We start from the raw sequence: 25,928 nt of genomic DNA, 5'->3' as shown, positions 1-25,928 counted from the left end.
GTTCCAGGCGGAGTGGTGCCCGTTCCGGGGATGGGGCCCCGAGTCGTTCGGAGCGGGCGGGTCGGGAGGACGTAGAGCGGCGGGGATACCCGAACGGCAGGGGTGAACCTTGAGCGAGCGAGGGTGAAGGCACCTTCAACATTAGAACATTTGTTCTATTTTGAGTACATGCCTCCCTCTTCCGTCCCGGATCCCGGATCGCACTCCGCCGCGAGCGAAGACGATCGTCTGGGTGGGCTCGTCTCCGCGATCCGGGACGAGACCGCGCGAGCCGCTCACGTGCACGCGTCACTGATCCGCCTCCGCTCCGCAGCACTGGAGATCGCGCTGGATCAGGTTGCACGTTCGCGGTCGCGAGCGTCGCGGGAACGCGAGATGCCAGTCCGGTCGCTTGCGCTCGAGATCGCCGTCGCGACCCGCGCGCACGACCTGACGGTGCAGAAAGAACTCTCCGACGCGCACACGATGACGCAGAAATTCGTTGCGACCGTCGACGCACTGGCTCAAGGACGCATCGGGGCTCGGCACGCCGCGGCCATCCTCGAGACCGGCATCGTGCTCGACGACGACGCGACGCGCGCCGCGTGGGAGCAGGTCGTGCTCACGCACGCCGAGCGCGAGTCCCCCGGTCGGGTACGCGCGTTCGGCCGCGAACTCGCCGAGAGCGTGCACCCCGTCGGCATGACGCAACGTCATGCGCGGGCCGCCGCCTCCCGAGGCGTGAGTGTGCGCGACCTCGCCGACGGCATGGCAGAGCTCAGCGTCATCCTCCCCGCGACGGTGGCGTACGGCATCCGCGACCGCCTGCGCCGTCAGGCCGCGGCGATCCGGGCATCGATGAACGACGACGCGGCCGGAGCGAGCGTGGCGGCAGACGGGTCCCCCGGCGAGAGCGGCACGGGTGCGGACTCCACTAGCGCGCGTGGCACAGCCGCGGGCTCGACGGACGCGGGTGGCACGGCGGCGGACTCGACCGACGCGCGTGGCACAGCCGCGGGCTCGACGGACGCGGGTGGCACGGCGGCGGACTCGACCGACGCGCGTGGCACAGCCGCGGGCTCGGGCGACTCGGGCGGCGCGGCCGGAGCCGACGCAGCGGAGGGATCGAGCGCCGCGGCCGGGGCGAGCGCGGGCACGGCCGCGGCGCGTGCGACCGGAGCCGGGCCACGCGCGACGGGAACCAGCGCAAGCGCAGCGAGCGCGGACGAAGCGCACTCGGCAGGACCCGCGCAGATCGCACCGATCGACGTGCACGCCGACGTCACGGACACGCGAACGCTTGCCCAGATCGGAGCCGATGTCTGCGCCGACCTGCTACTCACCGCGGCTCCCGCGATCGACCCCACCACCGACGAGACGTGTCCGGGCGGCCTGGGAGCGATCCGCGGGCATGTGCAGATCACGGTGCCGGTCTTGACGCTCCTCGGTCGCGGGGACGTCGGCGCGAGCATCGACGGTCGCACTCCGATCGACCCCGAGACCGCGCGGCAGATGACCGCCCACGCACCCGGGTGGGATCGCGTGCTCTGCGACCCCGTGACCGGCACGGTACTCGACGTCGACCGGTACTCCCCCACTGCGGCCCAGCGCCGGTTCCTCGCGGCTCGCGATCGACACTGCCGTGCGCCGGGCTGTCGGGCACCGATCACGCGGTGCCAGATCGACCACAATCACGAAGCCCAGAACGGTGGCCGCACGCGCCTGTGCAACCTGTGCCACCTCTGCGTTCGACACCACACGCTCAAGACCGAGAGCGAGTGGACCGTCCATCAAGACCCCGACGGCACGCTCCGCTTCCAAAGCCCTCTCGGCTACGAGCACCGCGAGAAACTGCCGGCCCGGGTGCTGTTCGTACCGGACGCGGACCCGCCGCCATTCTGAGACCACGTCCGGCGGACCCAGCTAAGGCGAACACCCCCGTTCTGAGACCACGTCCGGCGCACACACCTGAGGCGGACACCGCCGTTCTGGACACCGCCGTTCTGGACACCGCCGTTCTGGACCCCCCGTGCCCACACGATCGCCCCGCAGTCACCGCCCCGTCATGACACCGGCTGACCAGTCGCTCTCGCGCAGAACTTCCGCCACGACCGCAACGCCCCGCGCGAGTTCGAGCGTTGTCGGCTCGGCGTACCCCAGGACGATGCCGGCCGGCAGATCGGACGGCGCTCCGGGAACGGCATAGTCAGCGAGACCGGCCACCCACACTCCGCGTGCAGCGACGGAAGCGACCAGCGCCGCCTCGACCTCCGCCCGCGCGGCCCCCGGGACATTCGACAGCAGCGCCACCGCGTGCAGCCCGCCGTTCATCGCCGTCAGCTCCACTCCAGCGATCGACCCGAAGGCCTCGAGCACGAGCTTCCGGCGGTGATGGTAGTCGCGGCGCCGCCGCGCGGTGTGACGCGCGAGCGAACCGTCGGCGAGATACAGAGCCAAAGCGTGCTGCACGACCATCGAGACCGGCAGGTCGAGGTCGGCGCGCGCGGCGCGGAGGCGGTCGCCGGCCGTTCCCGAGGCGACGATCCACCCGCACCGCAGCGCGGGGCTCAGCACCTTCGACAGGCTGCCGATCAGCACGACTCCCTCGGGGTCGACCAGCCGGAGCGGTGGCAGCGGAGCACGCCCATGGGGGAACTCGCTGTCGTAGTCGTCTTCGATGAGGACCGTGCCGGTTCGCCGCGCCCAGGCCGACAGACGCGCTCGGGCAGCGGCATCCAGTCGACTGCCGAGGGGATAGTGGTGATGCGGGGTGACGATGAGCGCGTCGAGATCATCGTGTCGCTCCACGGCATCCAGGTCGAGCCCGACGCCGGGGGCCACCGAGACGGGAACGGTCTCGACGCCGACACGGGCGAGGATCGTCCGCACGCGCGGATACCCGGGGTTCTCGACGCCGAACCGGCGCGGACCTCCGGTCCGCCGCGGGGCGAGGGCGAGAGTCGTCAACAGCATCGCGTCACTCGTCCCCGCCGTCACGATCACCTCCCCCGGATCGACCGTCAGACCCCGGGTACGTCCGAGGTGTCGTGCGACTTCTCGCCGGAACTCCGGCACTCCCATCGCATCGTCGACATCGGCCGCCGGGTCGAGCGCCCCCGCACGACGCCAGGCCGAACGCCACGCGGCATCGGCGAGCCCCCGCGTTCCCGGACGCCCGGGGCGAAGGTCGATCGCGTCCGACGCCGCGCGGGCGGGCGGACGCGGCGCGGCCGGCTCACCGGCATCGGGATGCCGCGGCAACACCGCCACCGCGGTGCGCGCTCCGGCCCGCGCGACGAGGTAGCCCTCGCCCACCAGCGTCTCGTAGGCGGCCACGACGGTACCGCGTGCGACACCGAGGTCGACGGCCAGCGCTCGCGATGACGGCACCGGATCGCCCGCGGCGAGCCGCCCCTCGACGATGGCACGCCGAAGCCCCTGCGTGAGCTGGACGTGCAGCGGCACGGGCGACGAACGATCCAGGATGCCGGACGAGATCACGGCCGCCAGTCTGTCACTGGTCCATACGATCGGGCGAGAATCGGCCTAGGAATCGGTCCGCCTAGGCAGCTGGGATCGAGACATGACCGACCTGCCGCTCACTCCCCTCACCCGCGTCCGGCGCCTGCCGCACCACCAGGTCACCGACCGCGCCGCGCTGTACGACGTTCTCGAGGGCGCCCTGGCAGCAACTCTCGCGATCGTGCGCGACGGTCGCCCCGTCGCTCTTCCGGTGGGGATCGGCCGCGACGGCGACGACGTTCTCGTGCACGGGTCCAGCGGCAGTGACTTCTTCCGGCGGATCGCCGCGGGCACGCCCGTCTGCCTCACCGTCACCCAGTTGCTCGGGCTGAAGTACGCCCGCTCCCTGTTCGACAGCTCGATGCGCTACCGCTGCGCCGTGGTCCACGGGGTGGCATCAGTTGTGCCTGCGGAGGAGAAGGAGGACGCGCTGCTCGTGCTCTCGGAGCACCTCATGCCGGGGCGCTCGGCCGACGTGCGCCCCATGACGGCACGCGAACTGGCCGCGACCCTGGTGCTGCGGATTCCGCTGTCGGAGGCCAGCGTGAAGGACAACGCCGGGTCCCTCGTCGAGGTGGACGACGACGGCGAGGACCGCGCCGTGTGGGCCGGCGAACTGCCGCTGCGCGTCATCGCCGGCGACCCCGTGACGTCGGCGCAGACCGTTCCCGGAACGGCGGTCCCGGACTCCGTGCGCCGTGCCGCCGCGCGCGTGACGGCGACCGGCACGGCCTGACCGGCGGTCGGGCCTGACCGGCGGCACGGCGGAGCGGTCTGACCCGCGGCATGCCCTGACCGGCGGACCGGCGGGGCGACGGCGCGGCTTGACCCGCGGCATGCCCTGACCGGCGGACCGGCGGGGCGACGACGCGGCCTGCCCCACGGCACGGCTCGACCGGCGGCACGGCGGTACGGCCACACGGCTGCACGGCTGCACGGCCGCGCCAGGAGCCTCGCCGAATCAGCTCATGACGAGCGGGGGCACGACATACCGACGAACCGTGCCGAAGCGGTGCGCCGTGATCGACACCGCCTGCTCGCGCAGGAACGGCAGCAACTCGACCTCGCCGGCGCGCGTCGGCTCCCCGGCGTACAGCGCCACCGCGGGCGAGCCGGACGTGACCTGGGCGAACCGTTCAGCCGAGCCGCCCAACAGGCGCACACGGCCACCGGTTCGCGCGAGTCGCGACGCCCGCCGCCCCCATGCCGCAGCGTCTTCGACGGCGTGCGCGACGCCCGCGCCCTCGAGCCACGCCCGCACCGCGGGGGTGAGCTCGCGGTCGACGCTCACCGTGACGGCGGATCCGGCGCGCAGCCCCGCGGCCACGACCCGCACCAGGGCGACGTCGCGCGCGTCCTCGAGCCGCACCGTCACCGGGACCGCGGCGTACCGCAGCACGTTCTGTTCGGACTCCAGCCCCGTCACGTCGCGCGCACGCGAGAACTCCGTCGCCCAGGCCGCGGCATCCGAGGCGAGGGCGGATGCCAACCACCGGCGATCCTCCGCCGGGACCGCCGCCGACGCGGGACCGGCGAGCGCGTCCACTCCGCGCGGCGCGACGGGCTCGGCATCCGAGGCGAGGGCGGATGCCGCCCGCGGGCGGCCCTCCGCCGGGACCGCCGCCGACACCGGACCGACGAGCGCACCCACTCCGCGCGGCACACGGGGCTCGGCATCCGTCCATGACCCGAACCCGAAGAGGTAGTGCGGACCGCCGGCCTTGGTGCCGGCGCCGACGGCGGACTTCTTCCACCCGCCGAACGGCTGCCGCTGCACGATCGCCCCGGTCGTGCCGCGGTTGACGTAGACGTTGCCGGCCTCGATGCGCGCGAGCCAGCGCTGGATCTCGGCCTCGTCGAGGGCGTGGAGACCCGAGGTCAGGCCGTAGTCGATCGCGTTCACCATGTCGATCGCCTCGTCGAGGGTCTCTGCCGTCATGACGCCGAGCACCGGACCGAAGTACTCGGTGCGGTGGAACTCGCTGCCCGGCTGGACGCCCTCCCGGATGCCGGGACGCCACAGCCGCGCGTCCTCGTCGAGGCGGCGTGGCTCGACGATCCAGCGTTGGCCCGGCTCGAGCGTCGTGAGCGCCCGCAGGAGCTTGCCCTGCGCGGGCTCGATGAGCGGTCCGACGCGCGCGGCGTCGTCCCACGGCATCCCGACCTCCAGCGAGGTGACGGCGTCGACGAGCTGGTCGCGGAAGCGTCGCGAGGTGGCGACGGAGCCGACGAGGACGACGAGCGACGCCGCCGAGCACTTCTGGCCGGCGTGGCCGAAGGCCGACAGCGCGACGTCCTTGGCGGCGAGATCGAGGTCGGCCGACGGCGTGACGATGACGGCGTTCTTGCCGCTGGTCTCGGCCTGGAGCGGGAGGTCGGCTCGGAACGAGCGGAACAGCTCCGCCGTGTCGTACGCGCCGGTCAGCACGACCCGCTCCACGGCGGGGTGGGTGAGCAGCTCGCGACCGAGGTCGCTCTCGGCGACCTGCACGAGCGTCAAGACGTCGCGCGGGACGCCGGCCGCCCACAGCGCCTCGACCTTGACCGCCCCGGAGCGCTCGGCCAGGGCCGCCGGCTTGATGACCACCGACGATCCCGCGGCGAGCGCCGCCAGGGTCGACCCCGCCGGAATGGCGACGGGGAAGTTCCACGGCGGAGTGACGACGGTGAGGCCGACGGGCGTGAAGTGCGCGCCGTGCACGCGGTCGAGGTGCCGCGCCTGCTCGGCATAGTAGTGCGCGAAGTCGATCGCCTCGGAGACCTCGGGGTCGCTCTGCTCGACGACCTTGCCGCACTCGGCTCCCATGACCTCGATGAGCTCCGCACGGCGGGCTTCGAGCGCGTCGCCGGCCCGGTGCAGAATCTCCGCGCGCCCGTCGACACCGAGATCGCGCCACGCGACGGCGGCGGCCGCGGCATCCCGGATCCGCTCGTCGAGCACTGCCGCGTCGGTCACGGTGTGCGCCGCGATCGTCTCGGCACCGAGGGTCGACGCGGCCATCCGCGACACGATGCCCGCGGCCCACGCGCGGTTCGCGGCGATCGCGGGGTCGGAGTCGGGCGTGTTGCGGAATCCGGTGCGCGGGGCGGGGGCGGGCGCCGCGGTGCGGTCCTGCACGCGGTGCGACGCCGGCACCTCGGTCGGCATGTCGGCGAGCGAGGCGAGGAACCGGTCGCGCTCGCGCGCGAACAGCGCTTCGTGGGTGCCGAGGTCGAAGACGGCGGACATGAAGTTCTCGCTCGATGCTCCCTCCTCGAGGCGACGGATCAAGTACGCGATCGCGACGTCGAACTCCTGCGGGTGCACCACCGGGGTGTAGAGCAGGATCGACCCGACCGTGCGCCGCACGACGGCCTGCTGCGCGGTGGCCATGCCCAGCAGCATCTCGATCTCGATGCCGCCGGTCACGCCGCGACGCTGGGCGAGCAGCCACGCCAGAGCAATGTCGAACAGGTTGTGCCCCGCCACGCCGATGCGCACGTTCGCCGTGCGCTCGGGCCGCAGGGCGTAGTCGAGAACCGCCTTGTACGAGGCATCCGTCGCCTGCTTGGACGGCCAGGTCGCCAGCGGCCAGTCGTGGACGTCCGCGTCGACGCGCTCCATCGGCAGATTCGCGCCCTTCACGACGCGCACTTTGATGGGCGCGCCCCCGGATGCCACCCGCGCGGCGGCCCACTCCTGCAGCCGGATCATCGCGGCGAGGGCGTCGGGCAGGTAGGCCTGCAGCACGATGCCGGCCTCGACGTCGTGGAACTCCGGCTCAGCGAGGAGCGTCTCGAACACCGCAAGGGTCAGATCGAGGTCTTTGAACTCCTCCATGTCGAGGTTGAGGAAAGTGCCGGTCTCCTTCGCGACGCGGTAGAGCGGCCGCAAGGCCGAGACGGCGTCCGCGACGGCGGCGTCGAATGCCCACGGCGTGTGCGGCGCGACGGTCGACGAGACCTTGATCGAGACGTAGTCGACGTCGTCGCGGGCGAGCAGACGACGCGTCCCCTCGAGACGCCGGGCCGCCTCCTTCCTCCCGAGGATCGCCTCGCCCAGCAGGTTCACGTTCAGGCGGATGCCCTCGCCGCGCCCCCGGATCGCGGCGATGGCGGCGCCGAGCCGACGATCGCTGGCGTCGACGATGAGGTGGCGCACCATCGACCTCAGCGCGGTCCGCGCGGCGGGGACCACCACGCGCGGCAGAATCGGCGCGGTCAGGGCACCCAGACGGATCGCCGCCTTCAGGTGCAGCGGCAGGAAGTCCGGCACCAGCGGCGCGAGGCGGGAGAGGTTGCCGGCGGCGACCCGCAGGTCGTCGGGACGGACGACGCCGTCGACGAACCCGACGGTGAACGCTAAACCGTCGGGGTCGCGCAGCACACCGGCCAGCCGCGTGGCGGCCGCGTCGACCGGCTCGGAGCGGCTCTCGACGAGCCAGCGGCGGACCAGGGCGACGGCGTCGTCGGCCAGGTCGGCCGGGGCGACATCAGTGGGGACGACATCGGTGAGCGACATGCGGATCCTTCCTCGGATGCCCTCAGTGTGCGACCGACGTACGATCGGCAGAAGCGATGATTTCCGAACGGTATCGGTCGATTGCAACGAAGGGTCTGGAATGTTCGATCTCCGCCGACTGCGCCTGTTGCACGAATTGTCGGTGCGCGGCACCCTCGCCGCCGTGGCCGAGGCGCTCTCGTTCAGCCCCTCGACGATCTCGCAGCAGCTGGCCCAGCTCGAGCGCGACGCGGGAGTCCCCCTGCTCGAACCCGACGGTCGCCGGGTCCGGCTGACCGCCCAGGGAGAGGCGCTCGCGGCGCACGCGGCCCGCATGCTCGCCGCGGACGAGGCGGCGCGCGCCGAGCTCGAGCTGCTGCAGCCGTCCATGGCGCCCGTCCGCCTCGCGGTGATGCAGTCCGCCGCGCACGGTCTCGTGCCGCGCACCCTCGACGTCCTCACCGAGACCGAGCCGCGACTGCGCGTGGAGATCGCCGAGCTCGCCCCGGAAGAAGGCTTGTTCGAAGTCGCCGCACGCGGCTTCGACCTGGCCGTGGCCGAGCAGTACCCCGGCCACACGCGCGAACAACGCGCGCTTCTGGAGCGCCGCACGCTGGGCCGGGATGCCATCCGCCTCGCCGTCGCGCGAGGCGACGGCGCCGCGGCGCTCACCGATCTGCGCGACCGCCCGTGGGTGATGGAGCCCGAGGGCACCGCCGCGCGCCAGTGGGCCACGCAGCAATGCCGCGCCGCCGGCTTCGAGCCCGACGTCCGGTTCGAGCTCGCCGATCTCACCGCACACGTCCGTCTCGTGGCATCCGGTCACGCGGTCGGGATGATCCCCGCGCTCGTCTTCGGGGGAGACGAGCCCGCGACTCGCTCGATCGATCTGCCCGGACATCCGCGCCGCGAGATCTTCACCGCGGTGCGCCGCGGCACGGCGGATCGGCCCGGCATCCGCGCCGTCCTGGCCGCGCTGCAGGCGGCATTCGACCGCGGACCCGGGGTCAGCGCAGCGTCGTCGTCCGGATGATGCGGTGCAGCGTCTCGGCGAACGCGTCGGCGACGTCCGCGGGCTCGGCCCGCACAGCGGCATCCAGGTCGCGGGACGCGCGGCCCAGCTCGGACCAGGGTTCGGCGTCGAGGTCGACGTCGAGATGGATGTGGTTGACCCGCCGGTCCTCCGCGTCGAGTTCGCGGCGGAGCAGCCCGCGTTCGACGAGGCGATCGACGAGTGTCGTGACTCCCGCGGATGTCACGCTCAGATGGTCGCGCAGCTGGGAGGGACGGATGCCGGGGTGCTCCCGAATGCGCAGCAGCGCGCGCACCTCCGTCTCACTGACGCGCAGTTCGGCCCGAGTCGCGGCCTCGACGGATCGCCGGGACTCGACGTAGGCGTCGAGCGCCGAAGAGAGCAGAGGTCGTGGGGGCATGACCCCACCCTACTTAGGACACTGAATAGTTCGTATCGTTAGTTACTGCGCCGAGATGGTGCTACCTTCAGCCCTGGTGATTCTCGCGATCGAACGAGGTCGTGTCTTCCGGATCATTAGCACACGTCTCGCTGCGCCCCGGTGCCCGCGATAATGGCGGAAGCGCGATCCCCGCGCCCGAGACGGAGTGTGCCGTGCCCGTACGTGACCTACTCGATCTGCAGCTCCTCGAGCAGTGGGTCGACGAGTTCCGCAACCTGGGATACCTCACCGGGAGCGACATCCGCGTTCTCGAGCAGCAGGACGACACCGTCATCCATCGTGGACTGATCGTCGTCGACCTCAGCGAAGCTGCGACCATCACCTATCTCCAGCCGATCGCCGACAGCGACGGACGTTGGAAGGCGACGATGGAAGCGCGCGACACGACGATCGAGCTCACCGCCGTCGAGATCGTCAACCTCGGCAACGAGCTCAACGTACTCGGGGCGCTCGTGACCTTCCTCGAAGTGAGATCCCGGGAACTGCTCCACAGCTGCTGAGGGCTGGGCGGCACATCCGCTACGGCGCGTCTGAGTTCAGCGGCCAGAAGGGGCGGACGCGTCGGGCGGACGGATCGCGACGATGCCGCTGCAACGGAGCGCGCGGTGAGTTGAATGGTCGACGGGTTGTCAAAACGTGTTGGCGCCCTTGGCGAGCAAACCGCCGTCGCAGATCAGGTGGCTGCCGGTGACATAGGCGCTTTCGTCTCCCGCGAGCCACAGCACCGCTTTGGCGATCTCATCCGTTCTGGCCATGCGACCCAAGGGGATCTGGGCCTTCGCCTCGTGCGCGAGTTCCGCGCGGCGGTCCGCGAGAGCCTGACCCTGAAGGCCGAAGTACAGCATGTCCGTGTCAGTCGCACCCGGCACCACAGCATTCACGCGGATACCTGCGGGAGCCGCGTCCAATGCGGCTGCGCGCACGAACGCGGAGATCCCGCCCTTGGAGGCCCCGTAGGCGGTATTGGATCCGCCTGCGAAGCCAACGAACGCTGACGGCGACGAGACGCAGACGAGCGACCCTCCGCTCAGCACGACGCCAGTAGCGCAGCGCCGAACGCGCCGTCAGGAACGTCCCTTTCAGATTGACGGCCATGACCCGATCCCAGTCGTCCACGCTCGCGTCGAACAGGGACTCGCTCACTTCGACACCCGCGTTGGCCACAACTCCCGAAATCAGGGGAAGCCCGGATTCGACGAGGTCGAACGCACCGACGACCTGGGCCTCGTCGCTGACATCGCAGATGATGGGCACGACCGCCGCCGCCCCCGCGGAGCGCGCTTCATCGGCAGCGGCAGCCAGCGCCTCCTGATCGACATCCAGCATCGCGACGTGCATCCCTCTCGACGCCGCTTCGAGCGAGATCCCCTTACCGATACCAGATGCGGCACCCGTAACAACGAGAGTGGTCATGACGAAGGCTCCGTGGGATTGGGGGAGAAGTGGGTGCGAATATGGTCGGTTATCGATTCCTGGCCGAGCGCACTGTCCCCGCTTCGCAATGCGTCGATCAGCTCACGGTGCTGTTGAGCGACAAAGCGTGAATCGGAGTAGTAGCTCGCGTCCCGCCGGAAGTATGCCCGCACCCGAGGCTGGATGGTGCGCCAGATCTGCAGACAATGCTGCTGACCCGAGAGGACGACGATCGCCTCGTGGAAACGGATGTCGTCGTCCGCCAGCCGAGCGAGGTCACCGACAGATGCGGCCTCTTCCATACTGTCCACGAGGAGGTTCAGGTTCGCGAGGTCGTCGTCCGTCAGACGCTGCATCGCTTTCTCGAAAGCGAACCGCTCCAGAGCCACGCGGATGGGAACGAGGACATTCTCGATTTCTTCTTGCGATACCCCCAGGACCTCCGTCCCCCGATACGGAAAAGAGACGACCAGCCCCTCTTGCTCGAGCTGACGGAGCGCCTCCCTGATAGGAGCCCGACTCGTGCCCAGCTGCGCTGCGAGATCCAGCTCCGTGAGCTTCTGTCCGGGCTCGAGATCGCCCGCGGTGATGGCCTCCCGCAGGATCTCCGCGACCTTCTCACGTCGGGATGCAGCAGGAACGGGCGGCAGCGAAGACAAAGCACTCACGGGTCCACTGTACGCATTCTCAATCGGTTGTCGACAATGTCCAGCGGCAACGGATGATGCTCATCGCGACGCCACCGGGCTCGAGGATCTGTGTGCGCCCTGCGGCCCGCGCATCGGTGAGACCGAGCCCCGGGGCGTTCGATGTCTCCCACGCGATCGTGTCTGCGCGAGGCAGTACCGGCGCTCGGTGGTTGAACCACATGAGCCAGTACGGCTGTGTGCCGGCAAGATCCGTCAGCTCGATGGACACTCCCGGACCGTGCAGGGTCGCCGGCGCCGGCCCGATCCGCGCCTCGTGTCCTTCGGCCCCGTCGGGCGCAAGCGGGATCCGCCGGACGACCTCTCCCGCGAAGACCGCACAGCCGCCTGCGAACACCTCCCCTGAGAAGCACGGGTGCTCGCCCCAGGTGAACTCTCCGGCGGTGGCGCCGGCGTTCTCGACGGTGGTTCGCACTTCGAGCGCAAACTCGGTCACCCGTATGGCTCGGCGGAGCACCGCGGACCCGCCGTTGAGGAACGCGCCTTCTGCTTCGCAAACGACCCACCCCCGCCCCTGTCGCAGGATCGACCAAGCCACTCGGGGAGCCCACCCGTGTTGCTGCGTCTCCGCCGTGGCCAGACCCGCGTTGGGGAACATGGGGAACCACCCTCCGACGAGGGTGTTGTCATCGAAGTCGGTTCCCGAAGCGTCGCCCACGAGGTCAGACCCGGTCAGCGTCCGTGGCGAGCGCCCGTCCCGCCACAAGAGGTTTCGGCCTCCCCCGGGATCGAGCACGGAGATGAGGCATCCGTGCTGCGGCGCCACCTCGACCATGGCGGCGCCTGCCCGGAGCGTCAGCAGCTCCTCGTGCCCGTCCGTCTCGGGGGCGTTGAGCACAGCGGCCGCGCGAGCGCTGGTCACGAAGCGCCGCCTCGCATGCTCTTGCGCGGCACGCGGATGGTCACGGTCGCTTCCTCGAGCACCTGCCCCTTCGTCTCCCGCACACCGAAGTAGACCAGCACGAACGACAGGGCGGCCATGACGGCGTAAACGGCGTAGCTGGCGGGGAGGGAGATGTCGCGCAGGCTGGGGAACGAGAAGTTGAGGAGCACGCCCGCCATCCAGTTCGCCGCGGCACACACCGCCAGCGCAACTCCTCGGATGCGGTTGGGGAACATCTCTCCCAGCAAGACCCAGACCACCGGCCCCCACGACACAGCAAAGGCAACGACGAAGACGTTCGCGCCGACCAGTGTGATCGGCCCCCACGCGCCGGCGAGCTGCGGCGCACCGTCGATCACGGTCGCGGTCGAGAACCCGATACTGACGGTGACGAGACTCAGGAACATGCCGACAGATCCGAAGAGAAGGAGTTTCCGACGCCCGACTCTGTCGATCAGAAGGATAGCGACGACAGTCGCGGCGACGTTGATGAAGGAACTGAGGACAGACAGTCCGAAGGATGCAGACTCACCAAAGCCGACGGATTCCCACAGCGACGTCGAGTAGTAGAAGATGACGTCGATGCCCACCAGCGCCTGCAACGCCGCGACGCCGACGCCCACCCACACCACAGGCAGCAGACCGGTTTTCCTGTCGAGCAGATCGCGGAAGCGACCGGCCTCTTTCTGCCCGAGACTGTCTGCGATCCGGTCGGTGAGACGCACGGCGTCGTCAGAGCTGACCGCCTGTAGCCGTGAGAGGACAGCTCGGGCCTGCTCCACACGGCCTCGAGCGACGAGGTAGCGAGGCGACTCGGGAACGATCACTGCCAGAACGATGTAGATGACCGCGGGAATGACCCCGGCGATGAACATCCACCGCCACGCCGGCAGCCCCAACCACTGCTCTGCGTCCGCGCCCCCCAGGGCGAGCGCGATACCACTATCCGAGAGCAAGGCGACGAAGATGCCGAGAACGATGGCCATCTGCTGCATGGATCCCAGTCGACCGCGTACGTGGGCGGGGACGATCTCGGAGATGTACAGCGGCCCCAGGACGGTGGCGAAGCCGACGGCGAATCCCGTCAGAAGGCGCCACACCGCCAGGTCGGCGAACTCCTGGGCGAAACCGCACCCGATAGCGGCGACGAAGAAGATGATTCCTGCAACCAGCATGGTGCGTGGGCGCCCGATGCGGTCCGCGAGCCATCCGGCTGCGAGAGAGCCGATGGCCGCACCGAGAAGAGTCACGGCAACCACCACCCCGAGTCCGACGGGGGTGAGCTGCAGGTTGGTCTCGATGGCCGTCACTGCGCCGTTGATGACGGCAGTATCAAAGCCGAACAGAAATCCTCCGACAGCCGCCGCGAGCGCGTACACCGTCACGGCCCGCGTCAAACGACCCTCCCCGGGCCCGGCGCCCCGGGGTGCGGTTCCGTACCGACGCGGCTCCGGGGGAGCGCAAGACGATTCAGCAGACATTGTTTCGATCCAATCTGACCCCGGGTCGGGCCTGAGTTCTTCTTCCGTCGCGAACGACAGCGATGCCGTTCACCCAGACGTGGCGGGCGGCGGTGGCATAACGGTCGGGCATTGCGAAGGTGTTCGTGTCTCGGAGCCGCTCGGGATCCCACAGGACGAGGTCGGCGTGCGCACCGGGGCCGATACGGCCGCGTTCAACGATTCCGAAGTGGTCCGCCACAGCACCCGTCATTTTGTGGACTGCCGCTTCGAAGGAGAGGTTGTGGGCGCGCAACGCGTGGTGGCTCAGGAAGTGCTGGTACCCGTGGAAAAACAACGGATGGGGCGTGCGCCGACCAAGGGGGCCCTCGCGGCGGGAGGTGAAGCCGTCCACACCAAGAAGGAACAGGTCGTGTCCGACCGCCTCGGCGACATGGTCTTCGGTGAAGAGCTCGCCGATGAACTGCACCGCTCCGATGTCCCGCCCGTTCTCCGACAGATGTCGAAGAGCACGTCCCACTCGTCTCGTCCGGTGAGCTGAGCAAGCTCGGGGAATGTTCGCCCCTCCCACTCCGGGGTCGCCGGGCTGACGGCCAGCCGCACACGTTCCCACTGACCGCGATGGATGAATCTCCAATAGCGATCAGCGTCCTCGCGCACGCGCGCGCGCACCGCCGGGTCGCGCAGGGCCTCTGCCGCAGCTTGATCCCCCGACGCGATCAACCAGTCGGGGAGGAGCCCCGTCGCCAGGCCGATACCGTGCGGGTACGGCGTCATGTCAGCCAGCACATCCCATCCGGCCGACCGCTCACTCTCGAGGCGAGATACGGCGGCGTGCCACGCACCGTCAGCGGCGCCGGTGTCGTGTCGGACGTTCAAGTGCGAGAGCTGAGCCCTGACCTCGCCCGCGCGCACGACTCGGAAGAACTCGTCCACCGCACGGCCCAGGTCGGCGTCCCGGTTGCGTATGTGGCTGGCGTACATCGCGCCACGCGGGCCGGCCACTCGCGCCAGCACCTCGAGCTCTTCGGAGGATGCGAAGCGCCCCGCTCCGTATCGGAGTCCCGAACTGAAGCCGAGCGCGCCTGCTTCGAGAGCCTCCTCGAGATGCCAACGCATCGCCGTGACGAGATCCGACTCGGCATGGGCCGCGGCGTTTCGTAGTGCTGTATGACCGACAAACCACGCCAGGTTCTGCGCCGTGCCGCCGCCGTGCACGACTTCCAGCAGATCACCGAATGTCCGCCACGTGACCTCTCCGTCGTAGCCGAATGAGGCGAGCGCCGCTCGTGCCGCGTCGACGCCGGGGTCCGCGAGCGGGGCGAAGGTGACACCGCAGTTGCCGACCACTTCTGTGGTCACGCCTTGGTGAATGCTGCTGAGGGCGTCACGGTTGGCGAGTACCGACCAGTCGCTGTGGCTGTGCGGGTCGATCAGTCCGGGCGTGAGAATCAAGCCCGTCGCGTCGATGCGCTCCGCCGCAGCGGCCCGGTGCCCGTCCCCCATGAGCGACACGCGACCCGCACGCACCCCGATGTCGACGGTGCACTCCGGCCTGCCAGAGCCGTCGACCACGCGCGCACCGCGGATGAGAAGGTCGAACATGACTCACAGCACCTTCGCGAGGAATCTTCTGGCGCGCTCGGTACGAGCGTTCGAGAGCAGCTCGACAGGAGTCCCCGTCTCCACGATCTGCCCGTCATCCATGTAGATCACTCGGTCGGCCACCTCTCGAGCGAAGCCGATCTCATGGGTGACGACCATCATGGTCATGCCTTCGGCGGCAAGATCCTTCATCACCGAGAGGACTTCACCGACGATCTCCGGATCCAGAGCGGACGTGGGCTCGTCGAAGAGCATCACCGTCGGCTGCATCGCGAGGGCGCGCGCGATAGCGACGCGTTGCGCTTGTCCACCCGAGAGGTTGCCTGGATACGCATCCGCCTTCGCAGCGAGCCCGACCTTGGACAGAAGAGCGTCGGCCCGCTCCTGAGCCTGCACCTTCGACAGTCGCAGTACCTTTCGCGGGGCGAGCATGATGTTGTCGCGGACGGTGAGATGGGGGAAGAGATTGAACTGCTGAAAGACCATCCCGACATCGCGGCGCACTGCTGCCAGGTCGGACTTCCTTTCTTTCGCGGTCAGGTGGTGGCCGTTGACTTCGATCGAGCCATGACTCGGTCTCTCCAGACCATTGATGCAGCGCAACAGCGTGCTCTTGCCGGAACCGCTGGCTCCGATGACACACACAACCTCACCTTCTTCGACGTCGCAGGTGATGCCGTGCAGCACCTCGGTAGAGCCGAATCTCAGACGCAGGTCCTTGATGGTGATCATTTCGAGACTCCTTGAGTCGGAAGAAGGATGTCGCTCACTTCGGGTGTCTCGACGCGAATGTTCAGACGCCTCTCATATCGACGCCCCAGCACGGACAACCCGAAACAGATGACGAAATAGAAGGCACCAACGACGAGATAGGAGAGGATCGGTTGCCCCGTCTGGGACGCAACGATGTTTCCCGCCCGGGTGAGCTCGATGAGACCGATCACGGCGACGAGTGAACTGTCTTTGATGAGAACCACAAGGAAGCCGACCCCCGGCGGCACCATGATTCGGGATGCTTGCGGGAGCAGCACCGAGAACATCGTCCGAGTCCACGACAATCCAAGTGCGCTGGCCGCCTCCATCTGCCCTCTGGGGAGAGCGGCAATGCTGCCACGGACGATTTCACTGATGTACGCGGAGGCGAAGATCGAAAGCGCCGTGACCGCCGCCCAGTAGTCGGGCACGTTGCTTCCCGGCGACAGAAGCGGGAGTCCGAAGTACACGAAGAAGATGATCAGGAGCACCGGGACGCCTCGGATGGCGCTGACCCAGATGGCACTGAGCCACCGAAGAACAGGCCACGGTGATACTGCCGCCAATCCGGACAGCACACCGAGCGCACCACCGAGGACCACCGCGAGAGCACTGATCTGGATCGTGACGACGGCGCCTTTGAGAATGAGCAGGAGGTCCGCACCGTCAAAAGAAGTGAACATCACGCGACCTTCCACGGGAACAGACGCGCTTCGACCAGCCGAGATGCGAGAGCAATCAGCAACGCGACGACGAAGTACATCAAGCCACCCACGACGAAAGTTTCAATAGTGCGGAACGTTGTCGTAGTGATTCCCATCATCACGTGCATGAGTTCGGGGACCGCAACGATGGAAGCAATCGAAGAAGCGAGAAACAAGAGAATTACCTGGTTGGTCAGAGACGGGAGCACATTCGTCATCGCCGGAATGACACGAACGCGCCAAAAGGTGGTCGCTCGAGAGAGCCCGAGCGCGGCGGCAGCCTCGGACTGGCCGCGAGGGATCGCTTCGAACCCCGCCCGATAGATCTCCGCCAAATACGCCGAGTTATTGATGCTCAACGCGATGATCCCGGCGGTCAGCGGATCGAAGTTCACCCCCGCGGACGGCAGTGCGAAATAGATCAGGTACAGCTGGAGAAGGAGCGGCGTATTTCGGATGATCTCGACGTAGGACGCCCCGAATACTCTGAAGATGCGCAGTTCTGACGCCCGCAGCAAGTAGACGACCACACCGAGGGGTGCCCCGATCGCCACCGCGGCAAGTGTCACCAGTACACTGATCCACAACCCGTTCAGTAATTCGGGTGCGTGGGGAATCAGGTCCCCGAAGAAGAGTTGCATGCAAGTCCGTTCCTGAGGTGCGCTCGAGGAGCAAGTGCCGACGCGGGTTACTTGATCAGCTCAGGGACGTCCGTGTTGAGCCACTTGTTGTAGGACGCGTTGGCCGCGTCGCTGATGTTGTAGTTCTGGACGAAGTTGTTGACGTAGTTGAGCCACAGCTGGTCGCCCAGCTTCACCCCCATCGAGACGACGGAGGGGCTCAGCTGCGGCGCGTTGACCTCGACGAACTCCCCACTCGAGTCTTTGAGGATGCCGCCGGCCACCGAGTTGCTCTCCATGAGCGCATCCACCTTCCCGCTTCGCAGGGCCTGGATGGAGTCGGCGACAGCCTCGAACAGGCTGGCTTTAGCCTCCGGGAATCGGGTTTCGAGAATCGTCGCGGGCACGCTTCCCCGGGTCGCCGCGACGGTTCGACCGGCGAGGTCGTCGTACGAGGTGATGTCACTGGCCGCGGGGACCAGGACGACCTGCCCCTCCGCCGCGTACGGCCGAGACATCGCGACCTTCTGGGCTCGTTCATCGAGGTTGGTCAGGGCCGCGATGACGATGTCTACCTTGCCCGTCTCCAGAAGCGGGATGCGGTTGGCGTTGGTGGTCGAGACGAACTCGATCTCCGCTCCGAGCGAACTGGCCAGAGCGCGCGCGGCGTCGATGTCGAAGCCCTCGTACTCGCCAGAGCTGTTCATGACTCCATAGGGCGGGGCGTCGGCGAAGACGCCCACGACCAGCTTCTTGTTGGTGAGGACCTTATTGAGGGAGCTGTCCTGGACGGCCGCACCCGTACCCTGCTCAGAGGTGCAGGCGGTGAGACCCAGCACCGCCGTAGCTGCGACGACCACTCCGGCGATAACGCGATTCAGCTTCATCTTTGACGCCTTTCGTTGTTCGGCGCAGCGCGGAAAAGCGCACGCCGTCAGGTTTTCCCGAGTGCTCCGACCGTCAGCGGGTCGGCGCAGGAGCGACAGTACCGAAAGATTGCCACATTGTCGACAATCGACTATTTTGTTGTGTCGGCATGTCGCCGACGAGTCCGACCACCCTCAAAGAAGGTCCCCATGCGCATCACCCACATCGAAACTTGCGGCCTCCGCGGCGCTACGCCCGAAGGTGGGTGGACCCATGAACTTCAGCCGGACGACATCGTGCACACCTTGGTCGCTGTCCACACCGACGACGGCCGCGTCGGCGTCGGCAGCTCTTTCACCTCCGAGGCCCTCGTGCGAGGCGCCATCGACCTGCTCGCCCCGCACCTCATCGGGGAGAACCCGCTCGAAGTAGAACGACTGACGGAGACGCTTCATCAGACGGCGTTCTGGATGGGTCGCGGAGGATCGTTGACGCACGCGACCAGCGCCATCGATGTGGCACTGTGGGACCTCGCCGGCCAGGCTGCTGGCCAGCCCGTCGGACGGCTGCTGGGCGGCCGATACCGTGACCGGGTTCAGCCGTACGCCTCGCTGCTGATGGATGAGGCAGGCCCCATGACAGACAACATCGAAGAGATGGTCGACGCCGGCTTTTCCGCGTTCAAGATCGGGTGGTGGAAGTTCGGTCGCGTGAGCACCGCCCTGGACGAGGCCACCGTCGCCGCCGCTCGCGCCGCCGTCGGTGATCGCCTCCTCGCCGTCGATGCGGGAGGCTCAGAAGGCTTCTTTCCGGGAGACCTGGCGTGGGCCAAGCGCACAGCACGCATGCTCGCCGACTACGACGTCGCGTGGTTCGAAGAGGCGCTTGCACCGGACAACATCGACGGCTTCGTCGAGTTGCGTGCGAGCTCACCCGTCCACATTTCGGGTGGCGAGGTGCTCACGCGCCGCCAGAGCTTCGCGCCGTACCTTGCTCGTCGTGCATTCGACATCGTGCAGCCGGACACCACTAAGGGTGGTGGCCTCAGCGAATCTCGGCGCATCGGGTGGGCCGCTCAGGATCTCGGGATACGACTGATCCCACACGGTTGGAACACCGGCATCGGCTTGTCCGCCGACTTGCAGCTCGCGTCGGCTTTGTCCTCCACGGACCTCGTCGAGTACAAGACCGGGTCGGCATACGTCGACGATCTCGTGCAGGGTGGATGGTCGCTGGATGCGGACGGGTACCTCGACATCCCCAGCGCGCCGGGCCTCGGGGTCACGCTCAACGAGGAAGCCCTCGCGCGTTACGGCACGCGGCCGGACTTCGCCGTCGCGAAAGCATGAGCATGAGCATCGAGCGGCACTCTCCCCTCTCCCCTCTCCCCGCGGAGGAAGCAGCACCCAGGGCAACTCTCTCGTCGACACTTTCGGACACCAGGATCGTTGCAGTGCTGCGGGCGACCGACTCTCGCTACTGCTCTTCGGTCATCGCAACGCTCGTCGCCGCGGGGATCCGCTCCGTCGAACTCACCCTCACCACCCCGGGAACGCTCGCTGCGCTCCCGCGAACCGTGGCAGACACACCGGATGCCGAGATCGGAGTCGGAACGGTTCTGACCGAGGCGGATGCACGCCTCGCTGTCGCCGGCGGCGCAAAGTTCCTGGTGTCGCCGGGGCTTCGACCCGCCGTCTTGCGCGCGGCCCACTCAACGTCGACCCCCATCTACCCGGGCGCGATGACGCCCACGGAAGTACAGAACGCCTGGGATCTCGGGGCGGCGGCGGTCAAGCTCTTCCCTGCGGCGACCCTGGGGCCGGATTACGTTCGACACCTGGCCGGTCCCTTCCCGCACGTCAAGCTGATGCCCTCGGGCGGTGTCGTTCTCGAAGACATCGGGAGCTGGCTCCGGGCGGGGTGCGTGGCCGTCAGTCTCGGGGGACCGCTGATCGGTGACGCGCTCGAAGGCGGGAGCCTTCGAGCGCTGCGCGCACGAGCGGAAAGGGCTGTCTCCGCAGTCCAGGAAACACGCGGAGATAGCTGACGTGCGCATCGTCACCGTCGGCGAGTCGATGGGTCTTGTCACGAACGACCAGCCGGGCCCAATCTCCTCCGCTCGCGCACTGTCACTCAGTTTCGGCGGGGCGGAAAGCAACGTCGCCATCGCGCTGACGCGGTTGGGCTCTGACGTCTCCTGGGTGAGCCTTCTGGGCGCCGACCCCATCGGGGATCTCATCGATCGCGAACTGCGAGCGGAAGGCGTCGATGTCCATGCGCGACGCGTGCAGGAACTTCCGACGGGCCTGATGCACAAGCATCGACGAACAGCATCAATGTCCGCCGTCAGTTTCTGGAGGAAAGGCAGCGCCGCGTCGTTCCTCCACCCCGACGACGTGCCGGCAGGCCTGATCGAGTCCGCGGGCATCCTTCACCTGACGGGGATCTTGCCCGGGCTCTCCTCCCACGCTCTCGCCACCACTCGTTCCGTGGTGCGTCGCGCCAAGAGCGCCGGAGTCCGCATCTCGTTCGATGTGAATCACCGCGAGAGCATCTGGAACAAGAGCGACGCACGGCCTCTCTACCGGGAGCTCGCGTCCGCCGCGGATGTGGTCTTCGCCGGAGAGGACGAAGCAGCGATCCTCGTCGGCGAAGCCGACCCACCTATTTTGGCCCGCCGACTGTTGCAGCTCGGCCCCACCGAGGTCGTCATCAAACGGGGCGAGGCGGGCGCTTACGGAGCGAGCGGCGCCGAACAGGTTCACCGAAACGCGACCCACGTCGACGTCGTCGACAGCGTCGGCGCCGGCGACGCCTTCGTCGCGGGGTACTTGAGTCTGTGGAACGGCGAGACAAGTATGGGAGAACGTTTGTCGCGCGCAGCCGACGTCGGCGCCTTCGCGTGCACCTGCATCGGCGATTGGGAAGGAAGTCCGACGCTCACCGATCTCGCGCGAATGAGGCAACGAGAAGGCGTCACTCGCTAAGAGACGTCTACAGGGCCGCATGCCCATCCACTTGAATGGTCGCGAGTGAGGTGTCTGGGCTCAAGACATAGGCGACAGGTGATCGGCGACAGGTGATCGGCGACACTTGAGTCGGGTCATAGGCGACACTCGTGCATGTCGTCGAAGCATTGGGTCGTATTCTCAAGACCTACTGGTGCAACAACAAGGAAGAGCCCGGCCGATGGCCGAACTCTTCCTCTTGATGATGTCTTCTCTGTCGCGACACATGTCGCCTATGTCCCGACTCATCGTGGTGGTGGCGAGTGAGGGATTCGAACCCCCGAATGCAATGCAGTCTGATTTACAGTCAGATCCCTTTGGCCGCTTGGGTAACTCGCCAAGTGCGCACCCGCCCGGCTTTCTCAGTCGACCAGAGGCGCGATCACCTAGCTTACCCTCCCCGAGGGCGTGCTTCCAACACGGGCCAGGATCACGCCCGGACGCGTCACGAAACGGGGCGGGATCACTCCGGGACGCGCAGCAGGGCACCCTCGCTGCGGCACGTGGCGGCGGCGACCTCCATGGCCCGATCGAGGACGTACCCCCAAGATGCCTCGTCCTCGGGAAGCCCCGCACGCACCAGGGCGGCCGTGGTCGAGAGCACCGCGTCTCCGCCGCCCATCGTGTCCACGATGCGCCCGGGCAGATCGATGACGGCCCGCGAGACGGTGAGTCCCCCGGCGTCGATCGCCGCTCCGCCGGCGCCGTAGGTGGCGAGCACGGCATCCACGCCGAGACCGGCGAGCTTCTCGCGCAGCTCTTCGAGCGGGGCGCCGTAGAGCAGCTGGGAGTCGTCCTCGCCGACCTTCACCAGCTGTGCGTGCGCCGCGGCCTTCTCGAAGCCGCGCACGAACTCGTCGCGGTCGTGCAGCATGCCGGCGCGCGGGTTGGGGTCGATCGCGAGGGATGCCGAGCCCACGGCATCCAGGAGCGCGTCGGTCTGCTCCGCGTCGTCGAAGGGGAAGCAACTGACGACGACCATCGCCGCATCGGCCAGGGCCGCCCGCTCGGCGTCGCCGTAGTGGACGCGTCGGTTCTGCGCCGCGTCGTTGAAGACGTACTCGGGCTCGCCGCCGGCCGAACGCGTGCTCACCGCGCGCGACGAACCGTGCTCGGACGGGCTCGCGAGCAGCTCGACGTCGTATTCGGCGAGGTAGGAGCGGATCTGCTCGCCGGCGGCGTCGTCGCCGACCATGGCGATGAGCGACGACGGGACGCCCAGCCGCGACAGCCCCACGGCGACGTTCAGCGCCGCGCCACCGACGAACTCCCGTACACCGTCGTCGTCGCGCAGCTCGTCGATGAGCGCGTCGCCGATGACGACGACACGGCCGCTCACCGGTCGACCCCGGCCGCCTCGAGCACACGCTCGACGAACGCCTCGGTACGGCGCTTGGTGCCGTCGATCTTCATGTCCACACTCCCGCGGATCTCGCTCGGCGCCAGCGGCATCGCGAGGCGCACGTTCTCGTGGCACGACAGGTCGGCGCACATGTACGTCCCGACCGTATCGCCCTGCTCCCCCGCGACCCCGGCTTTGCGGGCCGTGAACAACGCGACCTGATCGCCCGGCTGCATGGTGTGGCACAGATTGCACATGGCCGACCGCGCGCGCGACTGCCCGTCGGCCGCCCGCAGGACGACGCCCGTCAGGCGCCCCTCGCGCTCGGTGACGAGGTACCCGCGACCGCGCGTGCGGGGGTCGCGCCACGCGAGGAAGTCGAGGTGGTCCCAGTCCAGGAGCAGGAAGTCGTGCGGCAGCGCCATGACCCGCACTTCCTCCGGCGCGGCGTTGACGAAAGCCTCGCGGACCTCGTCCTCGGTGAGTGCTCGCATGGCATCCGAGTCTACGAGCGCGAGGAGAACACCGGGCCAGGATCGTCGACGCTCGATAGAATCGCGGAATGGCCGACAGCTCATTCGACATCGTCTCCAAGATCGACCGCCAAGAAGCCGACAACGCGCTCAACCAGGCCCGCAAAGAGGTCGAGCAGCGCTACGACTTCAAGGGCACCGACGCCTCCATCGAGTGGAGCGGCGAGGCGATCCTCATCAAGGCGAACTCCGAGGAGCGCGCGAACGCGGTGCTCGACGTCTTCCAGACCAAGCTCATCAAGCGCGGGATCTCGCTGAAGAGCCTCGAGACGGGCGATCCCGTCGCCGGCGGCAAGGAGTACCGCATCACCTCGACGCTCAAGGAGGGCATCTCGCAAGAGGATGCCAAGAAGATCGGCAAGATCATCCGCGACGAGGGCCCCAAGGGCGTCAAGTCGCAGATCCAGGGCGACGAACTGCGCGTGCAGTCGAAGTCGCGCGACGACCTGCAGGAAGTGCAGCGTCTCCTCAAGGCCGCCGACCTCGACGTCGACCTGCAGTTCACGAACTACCGGTAAGAACACCCCGGGGGGATGCCGTGGCCGTCCGCGTCGATCTGAACATCTCGCTCGACGGCGTCGCCGCGCCCGCCGATCCGACGCCCGAGAACCCGATGGGCGAGGACTGGGGCCGGCTCGTCGAGGACTACATGGCGACGCGGACCTTCCGGGAGCGGGTGTTCGGCGACACCTCGGGCGCGGGAACGACCGGGATCGACGACCGGTACGCGGCCGCGTACTTCGAGGGCGTCGGCGCCGAGGTCATGGGGGCCGGGATGTTCGGCATCCACTCCTTCCCCGACGACCCCGACTGGCGCGGATGGTGGGGAGACGAGCCGCCGTTCCGCGTGCCCGTCCTGGTTCTCACGCACCGTGAGCGGGCACCCATCGTGTTCGAGAACGGCACCCGCTTCGAGTTCGTCTCGACGAGAATCGAGGATGCCGTGCGCCGCGCGACGGAACTGGCGGCCGGTGCGGACGTGCGCGTAGGAGGCGGAGTGTCCACGGTGCGCTCGGCCCTCGCCGCCGGTCTCGTGGATCGCCTGCACGTCGCCGTACGCCCGGTCGTTCTCGGCCGCGGAACCCGGCTGTGGGACGAGCTGCGCCACCTCGACACCCGCTACACCGTCACGTCCGAGGTCGCCGAGAGCGGCGTCGTCCACGTGACGTTCGCGCGGTGAGCACTCCCGACGGGATGCCGCGGTGCCCGACGTGCGGCGACCCGCTGCGGTTCGAGGTGCTCGACGACGAGCGCTTCCTCGTTGCGTGGTCGTGCGTGACGTGCGGGCTGATCCGCACGACCGAGCCGAGCTGACCGGTCCGCCACGATCGCGGCGCCAGGCCGACGATGACCTCAGCGGCGCGGCGGGGCCGTCGACGCACGCGGGATCAGCGTCGGCATGGTCCGTTCGATCCCTCGCGTCGAACCGATTTCGAGGATCATGTCGAGAGCGATCTCGGCAATGCGATCGAAGTGCGTGTGAACCGAGGTCAGGGGCACCGGGAGACGCGAGACGAGCGGAATGTCGTTGTAGCCGACGATGGACAGGTCGGGCCCGGCATCCATCCCCATCGCCCGAGCCACCGTCGACACACCGACCGCGAGGTTGTCGTTCGCGGCGAACACCGCGGTCGGCCGGTCGGACCCGCCGAGCAGGCGTCGCGCGGCCTCGATCCCGTGATCGAGCCCGTAGCCGACGGCGAGGACGCGCTCCTCGGGAAGCGCGATGCCCGCCTCACGGAAGGCGCGTTCGGCGCCGGCGCGACGATCGCGGCCGCTCGAAGTGAACCACGGACCGGTGATCACCCCGATGTCCCGATGACCGAGGTCGAGAAGGTGGCGGACGGCGAGGTACCCCCCGGTCTCGTCATCGCCCAGTGACGACGGGCTGACGCCGTCGCTGCGCAGCGCGAGAACGTGCGGGATGCCGCGGTCGCGGAGCGATGCGGGAAGAACGTCGTCGAGACGGGCGGTGGCGAGGACGAGCCCGTCCACGCCGCGGTCCAGCAACGTCTCGGTAGCGCGACGCTCCTCGTCGGCATCGTCGCCGCACGTCGCGACCACGGCGAAGTATCCCCGTCGGCGTGCCGCCCGCTCGACCGCTTCGAACATCAGCGCCATGACGGCATCCGTGAGACGGGGGACGAGCACCCCGATGGTTGCGGTCGCCCCGCGGCGCAGACTGGATGCCGAGACGTTGCGGCGGTAGCCCAGATCGTCGGCGATCGCGCGCACGCGTTCTGCCGTGGCCGAACGGGACCGCGGTGTCCGGTCGTCGAGAACGCGGCTCACGGTGGAGATACTGACCCCGGATGCCACGGCCACGTCTTTGAGCGTGACGACGTGTCGCTCCGCGGATTCGATGTCGGGCATGGCACCTCCTTCCGAGCCACAGTACCCGCCATCGAGAACCTTCCCGGGATCGATTCGACCGCGGCCCTTGACAGGTCCACGACCGTGAGGCCACACTTGCAATCGTTCCTGCAAACGTTCCCAGTTGTAGGGCATCTCGACGAAGAGACGAAGGAGACGTCATGGTCCTCGACCTCCGCGGCCTGAACCCCGCCCCCGTTACCC

The 25,928-nt window shown here is 68.4% G+C and carries 26 protein-coding genes, 1 tRNA gene and 1 pseudogene; 10 read left to right on the top strand and 18 right to left on the bottom strand.

Annotation, left to right across the window (positions count from 1 at the left end; translation table 11 throughout):
• The first annotated feature begins 168 nt into the window (after window positions 1-168).
• Entirely contained in the window at window positions 169-1,881 is a 1,713-nt protein-coding gene (locus FE256_RS11685; RefSeq protein ID WP_138175794.1) for an HNH endonuclease, read from the top strand.
• Window positions 1,882-2,031: 150 nt separating this feature from the next.
• Here FE256_RS11685 and pdxR read toward each other — a convergent pair whose 3' ends face one another.
• The gene (gene pdxR / locus FE256_RS11680; RefSeq protein WP_138175792.1) at window positions 2,032-3,480 is read right to left on the bottom strand and encodes a MocR-like pyridoxine biosynthesis transcription factor PdxR; all 1,449 of its coding nucleotides are present in this window, start codon (window positions 3,478-3,480) and stop codon (window positions 2,032-2,034) included.
• Window positions 3,481-3,562: 82 nt separating this feature from the next.
• On the opposite strand from pdxR, the gene FE256_RS11675 reads away from it, so the two are divergent.
• Window positions 3,563-4,237: a pyridoxamine 5'-phosphate oxidase family protein gene (locus FE256_RS11675; protein ID WP_138175790.1), complete on the top strand. Its 675-nt coding sequence runs from the start codon at window positions 3,563-3,565 to the stop codon at window positions 4,235-4,237.
• 225 nt (window positions 4,238-4,462) lie between these two features.
• On the opposite strand, the gene FE256_RS11670 is transcribed toward FE256_RS11675, so the two are convergent.
• Window positions 4,463-8,002 carry a bifunctional proline dehydrogenase/L-glutamate gamma-semialdehyde dehydrogenase gene (locus tag FE256_RS11670; RefSeq protein WP_138175788.1) on the bottom strand — a complete coding sequence of 1,180 codons (3,540 nt, stop codon included), beginning with the start codon at window positions 8,000-8,002 and terminating at the stop codon, window positions 4,463-4,465.
• 100 nt (window positions 8,003-8,102) lie between these two features.
• Between FE256_RS11670 and FE256_RS11665 the strand changes: the two genes are divergently transcribed.
• Window positions 8,103-9,014 carry a LysR family transcriptional regulator gene (locus FE256_RS11665; RefSeq protein WP_138175786.1) on the top strand — a complete coding sequence of 304 codons (912 nt, stop codon included), beginning with the start codon at window positions 8,103-8,105 and terminating at the stop codon, window positions 9,012-9,014.
• On the opposite strand, the gene FE256_RS11660 is transcribed toward FE256_RS11665, so the two are convergent.
• The gene (locus FE256_RS11660) at window positions 8,989-9,414 is read right to left on the bottom strand and encodes a MarR family transcriptional regulator (RefSeq protein WP_138175784.1); all 426 of its coding nucleotides are present in this window, start codon (window positions 9,412-9,414) and stop codon (window positions 8,989-8,991) included. The genes FE256_RS11665 and FE256_RS11660 overlap by 26 nt on opposite strands.
• 194 nt (window positions 9,415-9,608) lie before the next feature.
• Here FE256_RS11660 and FE256_RS11655 point away from each other — a divergent pair, with 194 nt between their 5' ends.
• Window positions 9,609-9,956, top strand: coding sequence for a hypothetical protein (locus FE256_RS11655; protein WP_138175782.1), 348 nt, complete (start codon window positions 9,609-9,611; stop codon window positions 9,954-9,956).
• A gap of 129 nt (window positions 9,957-10,085) precedes the next feature.
• Here the strand turns inward: FE256_RS11655 and FE256_RS18485 are convergent, their stop codons facing one another.
• From FE256_RS18485 to FE256_RS11610, 11 genes and pseudogenes are all read right to left on the bottom strand, one after another.
• A complete protein-coding gene (locus FE256_RS18485) occupies window positions 10,086-10,490 on the bottom strand; it encodes an SDR family NAD(P)-dependent oxidoreductase (protein WP_252370997.1) in 405 nt (134 codons plus the stop codon).
• Window positions 10,491-10,497: 7 nt separating this feature from the next.
• Window positions 10,498-10,869 (bottom strand): annotated as a pseudogene (locus FE256_RS18480) (SDR family NAD(P)-dependent oxidoreductase); the annotation flags it as partial.
• Entirely contained in the window at window positions 10,866-11,537 is a 672-nt protein-coding gene (locus FE256_RS11645) for a GntR family transcriptional regulator (protein WP_138175780.1), read from the bottom strand. The gene FE256_RS11645 and the pseudogene FE256_RS18480, both read right to left, overlap by 4 nt.
• A gap of 19 nt (window positions 11,538-11,556) precedes the next feature.
• Window positions 11,557-12,438, bottom strand: coding sequence for an aldose epimerase family protein (locus tag FE256_RS11640; RefSeq protein ID WP_138175778.1), 882 nt, complete (start codon window positions 12,436-12,438; stop codon window positions 11,557-11,559).
• On the bottom strand, window positions 12,435-13,856 hold the full coding sequence (locus FE256_RS11635) for a sugar porter family MFS transporter (RefSeq protein ID WP_252370996.1): 1,422 nt from the start codon (window positions 13,854-13,856) through the stop codon (window positions 12,435-12,437). The genes FE256_RS11640 and FE256_RS11635 overlap by 4 nt, the downstream gene beginning before the upstream one ends.
• A 73-nt stretch (window positions 13,857-13,929) precedes the next feature.
• Window positions 13,930-14,172, bottom strand: coding sequence for an amidohydrolase family protein (locus tag FE256_RS18650; RefSeq protein ID WP_354646047.1), 243 nt, complete (start codon window positions 14,170-14,172; stop codon window positions 13,930-13,932).
• 53 nt (window positions 14,173-14,225) lie between these two features.
• Window positions 14,226-15,524, bottom strand: a complete 1,299-nt coding sequence (locus FE256_RS11630) for an N-acyl-D-amino-acid deacylase family protein (protein WP_252370994.1) — start codon at window positions 15,522-15,524, stop codon at window positions 14,226-14,228.
• Between the two features lie 3 nt (window positions 15,525-15,527).
• Entirely contained in the window at window positions 15,528-16,256 is a 729-nt protein-coding gene (locus FE256_RS11625) for an amino acid ABC transporter ATP-binding protein (RefSeq protein ID WP_138175774.1), read from the bottom strand.
• Complete coding sequence (locus tag FE256_RS11620; RefSeq protein ID WP_138175772.1) at window positions 16,253-16,960, bottom strand: amino acid ABC transporter permease; 708 nt, start codon at window positions 16,958-16,960, stop codon at window positions 16,253-16,255. The genes FE256_RS11625 and FE256_RS11620 overlap by 4 nt, the downstream gene beginning before the upstream one ends.
• Window positions 16,960-17,622, bottom strand: a complete 663-nt coding sequence (locus FE256_RS11615) for an amino acid ABC transporter permease (RefSeq protein ID WP_138175770.1) — start codon at window positions 17,620-17,622, stop codon at window positions 16,960-16,962. The genes FE256_RS11620 and FE256_RS11615 overlap by 1 nt, the downstream gene beginning before the upstream one ends.
• A 47-nt stretch (window positions 17,623-17,669) precedes the next feature.
• Window positions 17,670-18,488 (bottom strand): transporter substrate-binding domain-containing protein, encoded by an 819-nt coding sequence (locus FE256_RS11610; RefSeq protein ID WP_138175768.1) that lies wholly within the window; start codon window positions 18,486-18,488, stop codon window positions 17,670-17,672.
• 189 nt (window positions 18,489-18,677) lie between these two features.
• Between FE256_RS11610 and FE256_RS11605 the strand changes: the two genes are divergently transcribed.
• The 3 genes from FE256_RS11605 to FE256_RS11595 are packed head-to-tail and all read left to right on the top strand — an operon-like array spanning window position 18,678 to window position 21,455.
• On the top strand, window positions 18,678-19,817 hold the full coding sequence (locus FE256_RS11605) for a mandelate racemase/muconate lactonizing enzyme family protein (protein ID WP_138175766.1): 1,140 nt from the start codon (window positions 18,678-18,680) through the stop codon (window positions 19,815-19,817).
• A 2-nt stretch (window positions 19,818-19,819) separates the two neighbouring features.
• Window positions 19,820-20,515: a bifunctional 4-hydroxy-2-oxoglutarate aldolase/2-dehydro-3-deoxy-phosphogluconate aldolase gene (locus tag FE256_RS11600; protein WP_138175764.1), complete on the top strand. Its 696-nt coding sequence runs from the start codon at window positions 19,820-19,822 to the stop codon at window positions 20,513-20,515.
• Between the two features lies 1 nt (window position 20,516).
• On the top strand, window positions 20,517-21,455 hold the full coding sequence (locus FE256_RS11595; protein WP_252370993.1) for a sugar kinase: 939 nt from the start codon (window positions 20,517-20,519) through the stop codon (window positions 21,453-21,455).
• A gap of 275 nt (window positions 21,456-21,730) precedes the next feature.
• Here the strand turns inward: FE256_RS11595 and FE256_RS11590 are convergent.
• The 3 genes from FE256_RS11590 to FE256_RS11580 all read right to left on the bottom strand — a co-directional run bounded on the left by FE256_RS11590 (window position 21,731) and on the right by FE256_RS11580 (window position 23,312).
• Window positions 21,731-21,815, bottom strand: a tRNA-Tyr gene (locus tag FE256_RS11590).
• Between the two features lie 124 nt (window positions 21,816-21,939).
• Complete coding sequence (locus FE256_RS11585) at window positions 21,940-22,815, bottom strand: PfkB family carbohydrate kinase (protein WP_138175762.1); 876 nt, start codon at window positions 22,813-22,815, stop codon at window positions 21,940-21,942.
• Window positions 22,812-23,312: an FBP domain-containing protein gene (locus FE256_RS11580; protein WP_138175760.1), complete on the bottom strand. Its 501-nt coding sequence runs from the start codon at window positions 23,310-23,312 to the stop codon at window positions 22,812-22,814. The genes FE256_RS11585 and FE256_RS11580 overlap by 4 nt, the downstream gene beginning before the upstream one ends.
• Before the next feature lie 68 nt (window positions 23,313-23,380).
• On the opposite strand from FE256_RS11580, the gene FE256_RS11575 reads away from it, so the two are divergent.
• From FE256_RS11575 to FE256_RS18185, 3 genes are read left to right on the top strand one after another with little or no spacing between them, the layout of a single operon-like run.
• The gene (locus FE256_RS11575; protein ID WP_128218677.1) at window positions 23,381-23,869 is read left to right on the top strand and encodes a YajQ family cyclic di-GMP-binding protein; all 489 of its coding nucleotides are present in this window, start codon (window positions 23,381-23,383) and stop codon (window positions 23,867-23,869) included.
• Between the two features lie 20 nt (window positions 23,870-23,889).
• Window positions 23,890-24,531 (top strand): dihydrofolate reductase family protein, encoded by a 642-nt coding sequence (locus tag FE256_RS11570; RefSeq protein WP_138175758.1) that lies wholly within the window; start codon window positions 23,890-23,892, stop codon window positions 24,529-24,531.
• Window positions 24,528-24,665 carry a hypothetical protein gene (locus FE256_RS18185; RefSeq protein ID WP_171024313.1) on the top strand — a complete coding sequence of 46 codons (138 nt, stop codon included), beginning with the start codon at window positions 24,528-24,530 and terminating at the stop codon, window positions 24,663-24,665. The genes FE256_RS11570 and FE256_RS18185 overlap by 4 nt, the downstream gene beginning before the upstream one ends.
• A gap of 39 nt (window positions 24,666-24,704) precedes the next feature.
• Here FE256_RS18185 and FE256_RS11565 read toward each other — a convergent pair whose 3' ends face one another.
• Window positions 24,705-25,724, bottom strand: coding sequence for a LacI family DNA-binding transcriptional regulator (locus FE256_RS11565; protein WP_138175756.1), 1,020 nt, complete (start codon window positions 25,722-25,724; stop codon window positions 24,705-24,707).
• Between the last annotated feature and the right edge of the window lie 204 nt (window positions 25,725-25,928).

This window comes from Microbacterium sp. 5K110, from assembly GCF_005774735.1.
Taxonomy (GTDB): domain Bacteria; phylum Actinomycetota; class Actinomycetes; order Actinomycetales; family Microbacteriaceae; genus Microbacterium.
Note: the sequence above shows the minus strand (reverse complement) of the source record. Positions and strands in the feature narration are given on the sequence as shown.

What these genes read in the sequence shown, in the direction of transcription:
- FE256_RS11685 (WP_138175794.1), top strand. Translation starts at nt 169, where the DNA reads ATGCCTCCCTCTTCCGTCCCGGATCCCGGATCGCACTCCGCCGCGAGC.
- FE256_RS11675 (WP_138175790.1), top strand. Translation starts at nt 3,563, where the DNA reads ATGACCGACCTGCCGCTCACTCCCCTCACCCGCGTCCGGCGCCTGCCG.
- FE256_RS11670 (WP_138175788.1), bottom strand. Translation starts at nt 8,002, where the DNA reads ATGTCGCTCACCGATGTCGTCCCCACTGATGTCGCCCCGGCCGACCTG.
- FE256_RS11665 (WP_138175786.1), top strand. Translation starts at nt 8,103, where the DNA reads ATGTTCGATCTCCGCCGACTGCGCCTGTTGCACGAATTGTCGGTGCGC.
- FE256_RS11660 (WP_138175784.1), bottom strand. Translation starts at nt 9,414, where the DNA reads ATGCCCCCACGACCTCTGCTCTCTTCGGCGCTCGACGCCTACGTCGAG.
- FE256_RS18650 (WP_354646047.1), bottom strand. Translation starts at nt 14,172, where the DNA reads ATGACGGGTGCTGTGGCGGACCACTTCGGAATCGTTGAACGCGGCCGT.
- FE256_RS11630 (WP_252370994.1), bottom strand. Translation starts at nt 15,524, where the DNA reads ATGTTCGACCTTCTCATCCGCGGTGCGCGCGTGGTCGACGGCTCTGGC.
- FE256_RS11625 (WP_138175774.1), bottom strand. Translation starts at nt 16,256, where the DNA reads ATGATCACCATCAAGGACCTGCGTCTGAGATTCGGCTCTACCGAGGTG.
- FE256_RS11620 (WP_138175772.1), bottom strand. Translation starts at nt 16,960, where the DNA reads ATGTTCACTTCTTTTGACGGTGCGGACCTCCTGCTCATTCTCAAAGGC.
- FE256_RS11615 (WP_138175770.1), bottom strand. Translation starts at nt 17,622, where the DNA reads ATGCAACTCTTCTTCGGGGACCTGATTCCCCACGCACCCGAATTACTG.
- FE256_RS11610 (WP_138175768.1), bottom strand. Translation starts at nt 18,488, where the DNA reads ATGAAGCTGAATCGCGTTATCGCCGGAGTGGTCGTCGCAGCTACGGCG.
- FE256_RS11605 (WP_138175766.1), top strand. Translation starts at nt 18,678, where the DNA reads ATGCGCATCACCCACATCGAAACTTGCGGCCTCCGCGGCGCTACGCCC.
- FE256_RS11600 (WP_138175764.1), top strand. Translation starts at nt 19,820, where the DNA reads ATGAGCATCGAGCGGCACTCTCCCCTCTCCCCTCTCCCCGCGGAGGAA.
- FE256_RS11580 (WP_138175760.1), bottom strand. Translation starts at nt 23,312, where the DNA reads ATGCGAGCACTCACCGAGGACGAGGTCCGCGAGGCTTTCGTCAACGCC.
- FE256_RS11575 (WP_128218677.1), top strand. Translation starts at nt 23,381, where the DNA reads ATGGCCGACAGCTCATTCGACATCGTCTCCAAGATCGACCGCCAAGAA.
- FE256_RS11565 (WP_138175756.1), bottom strand. Translation starts at nt 25,724, where the DNA reads ATGCCCGACATCGAATCCGCGGAGCGACACGTCGTCACGCTCAAAGAC.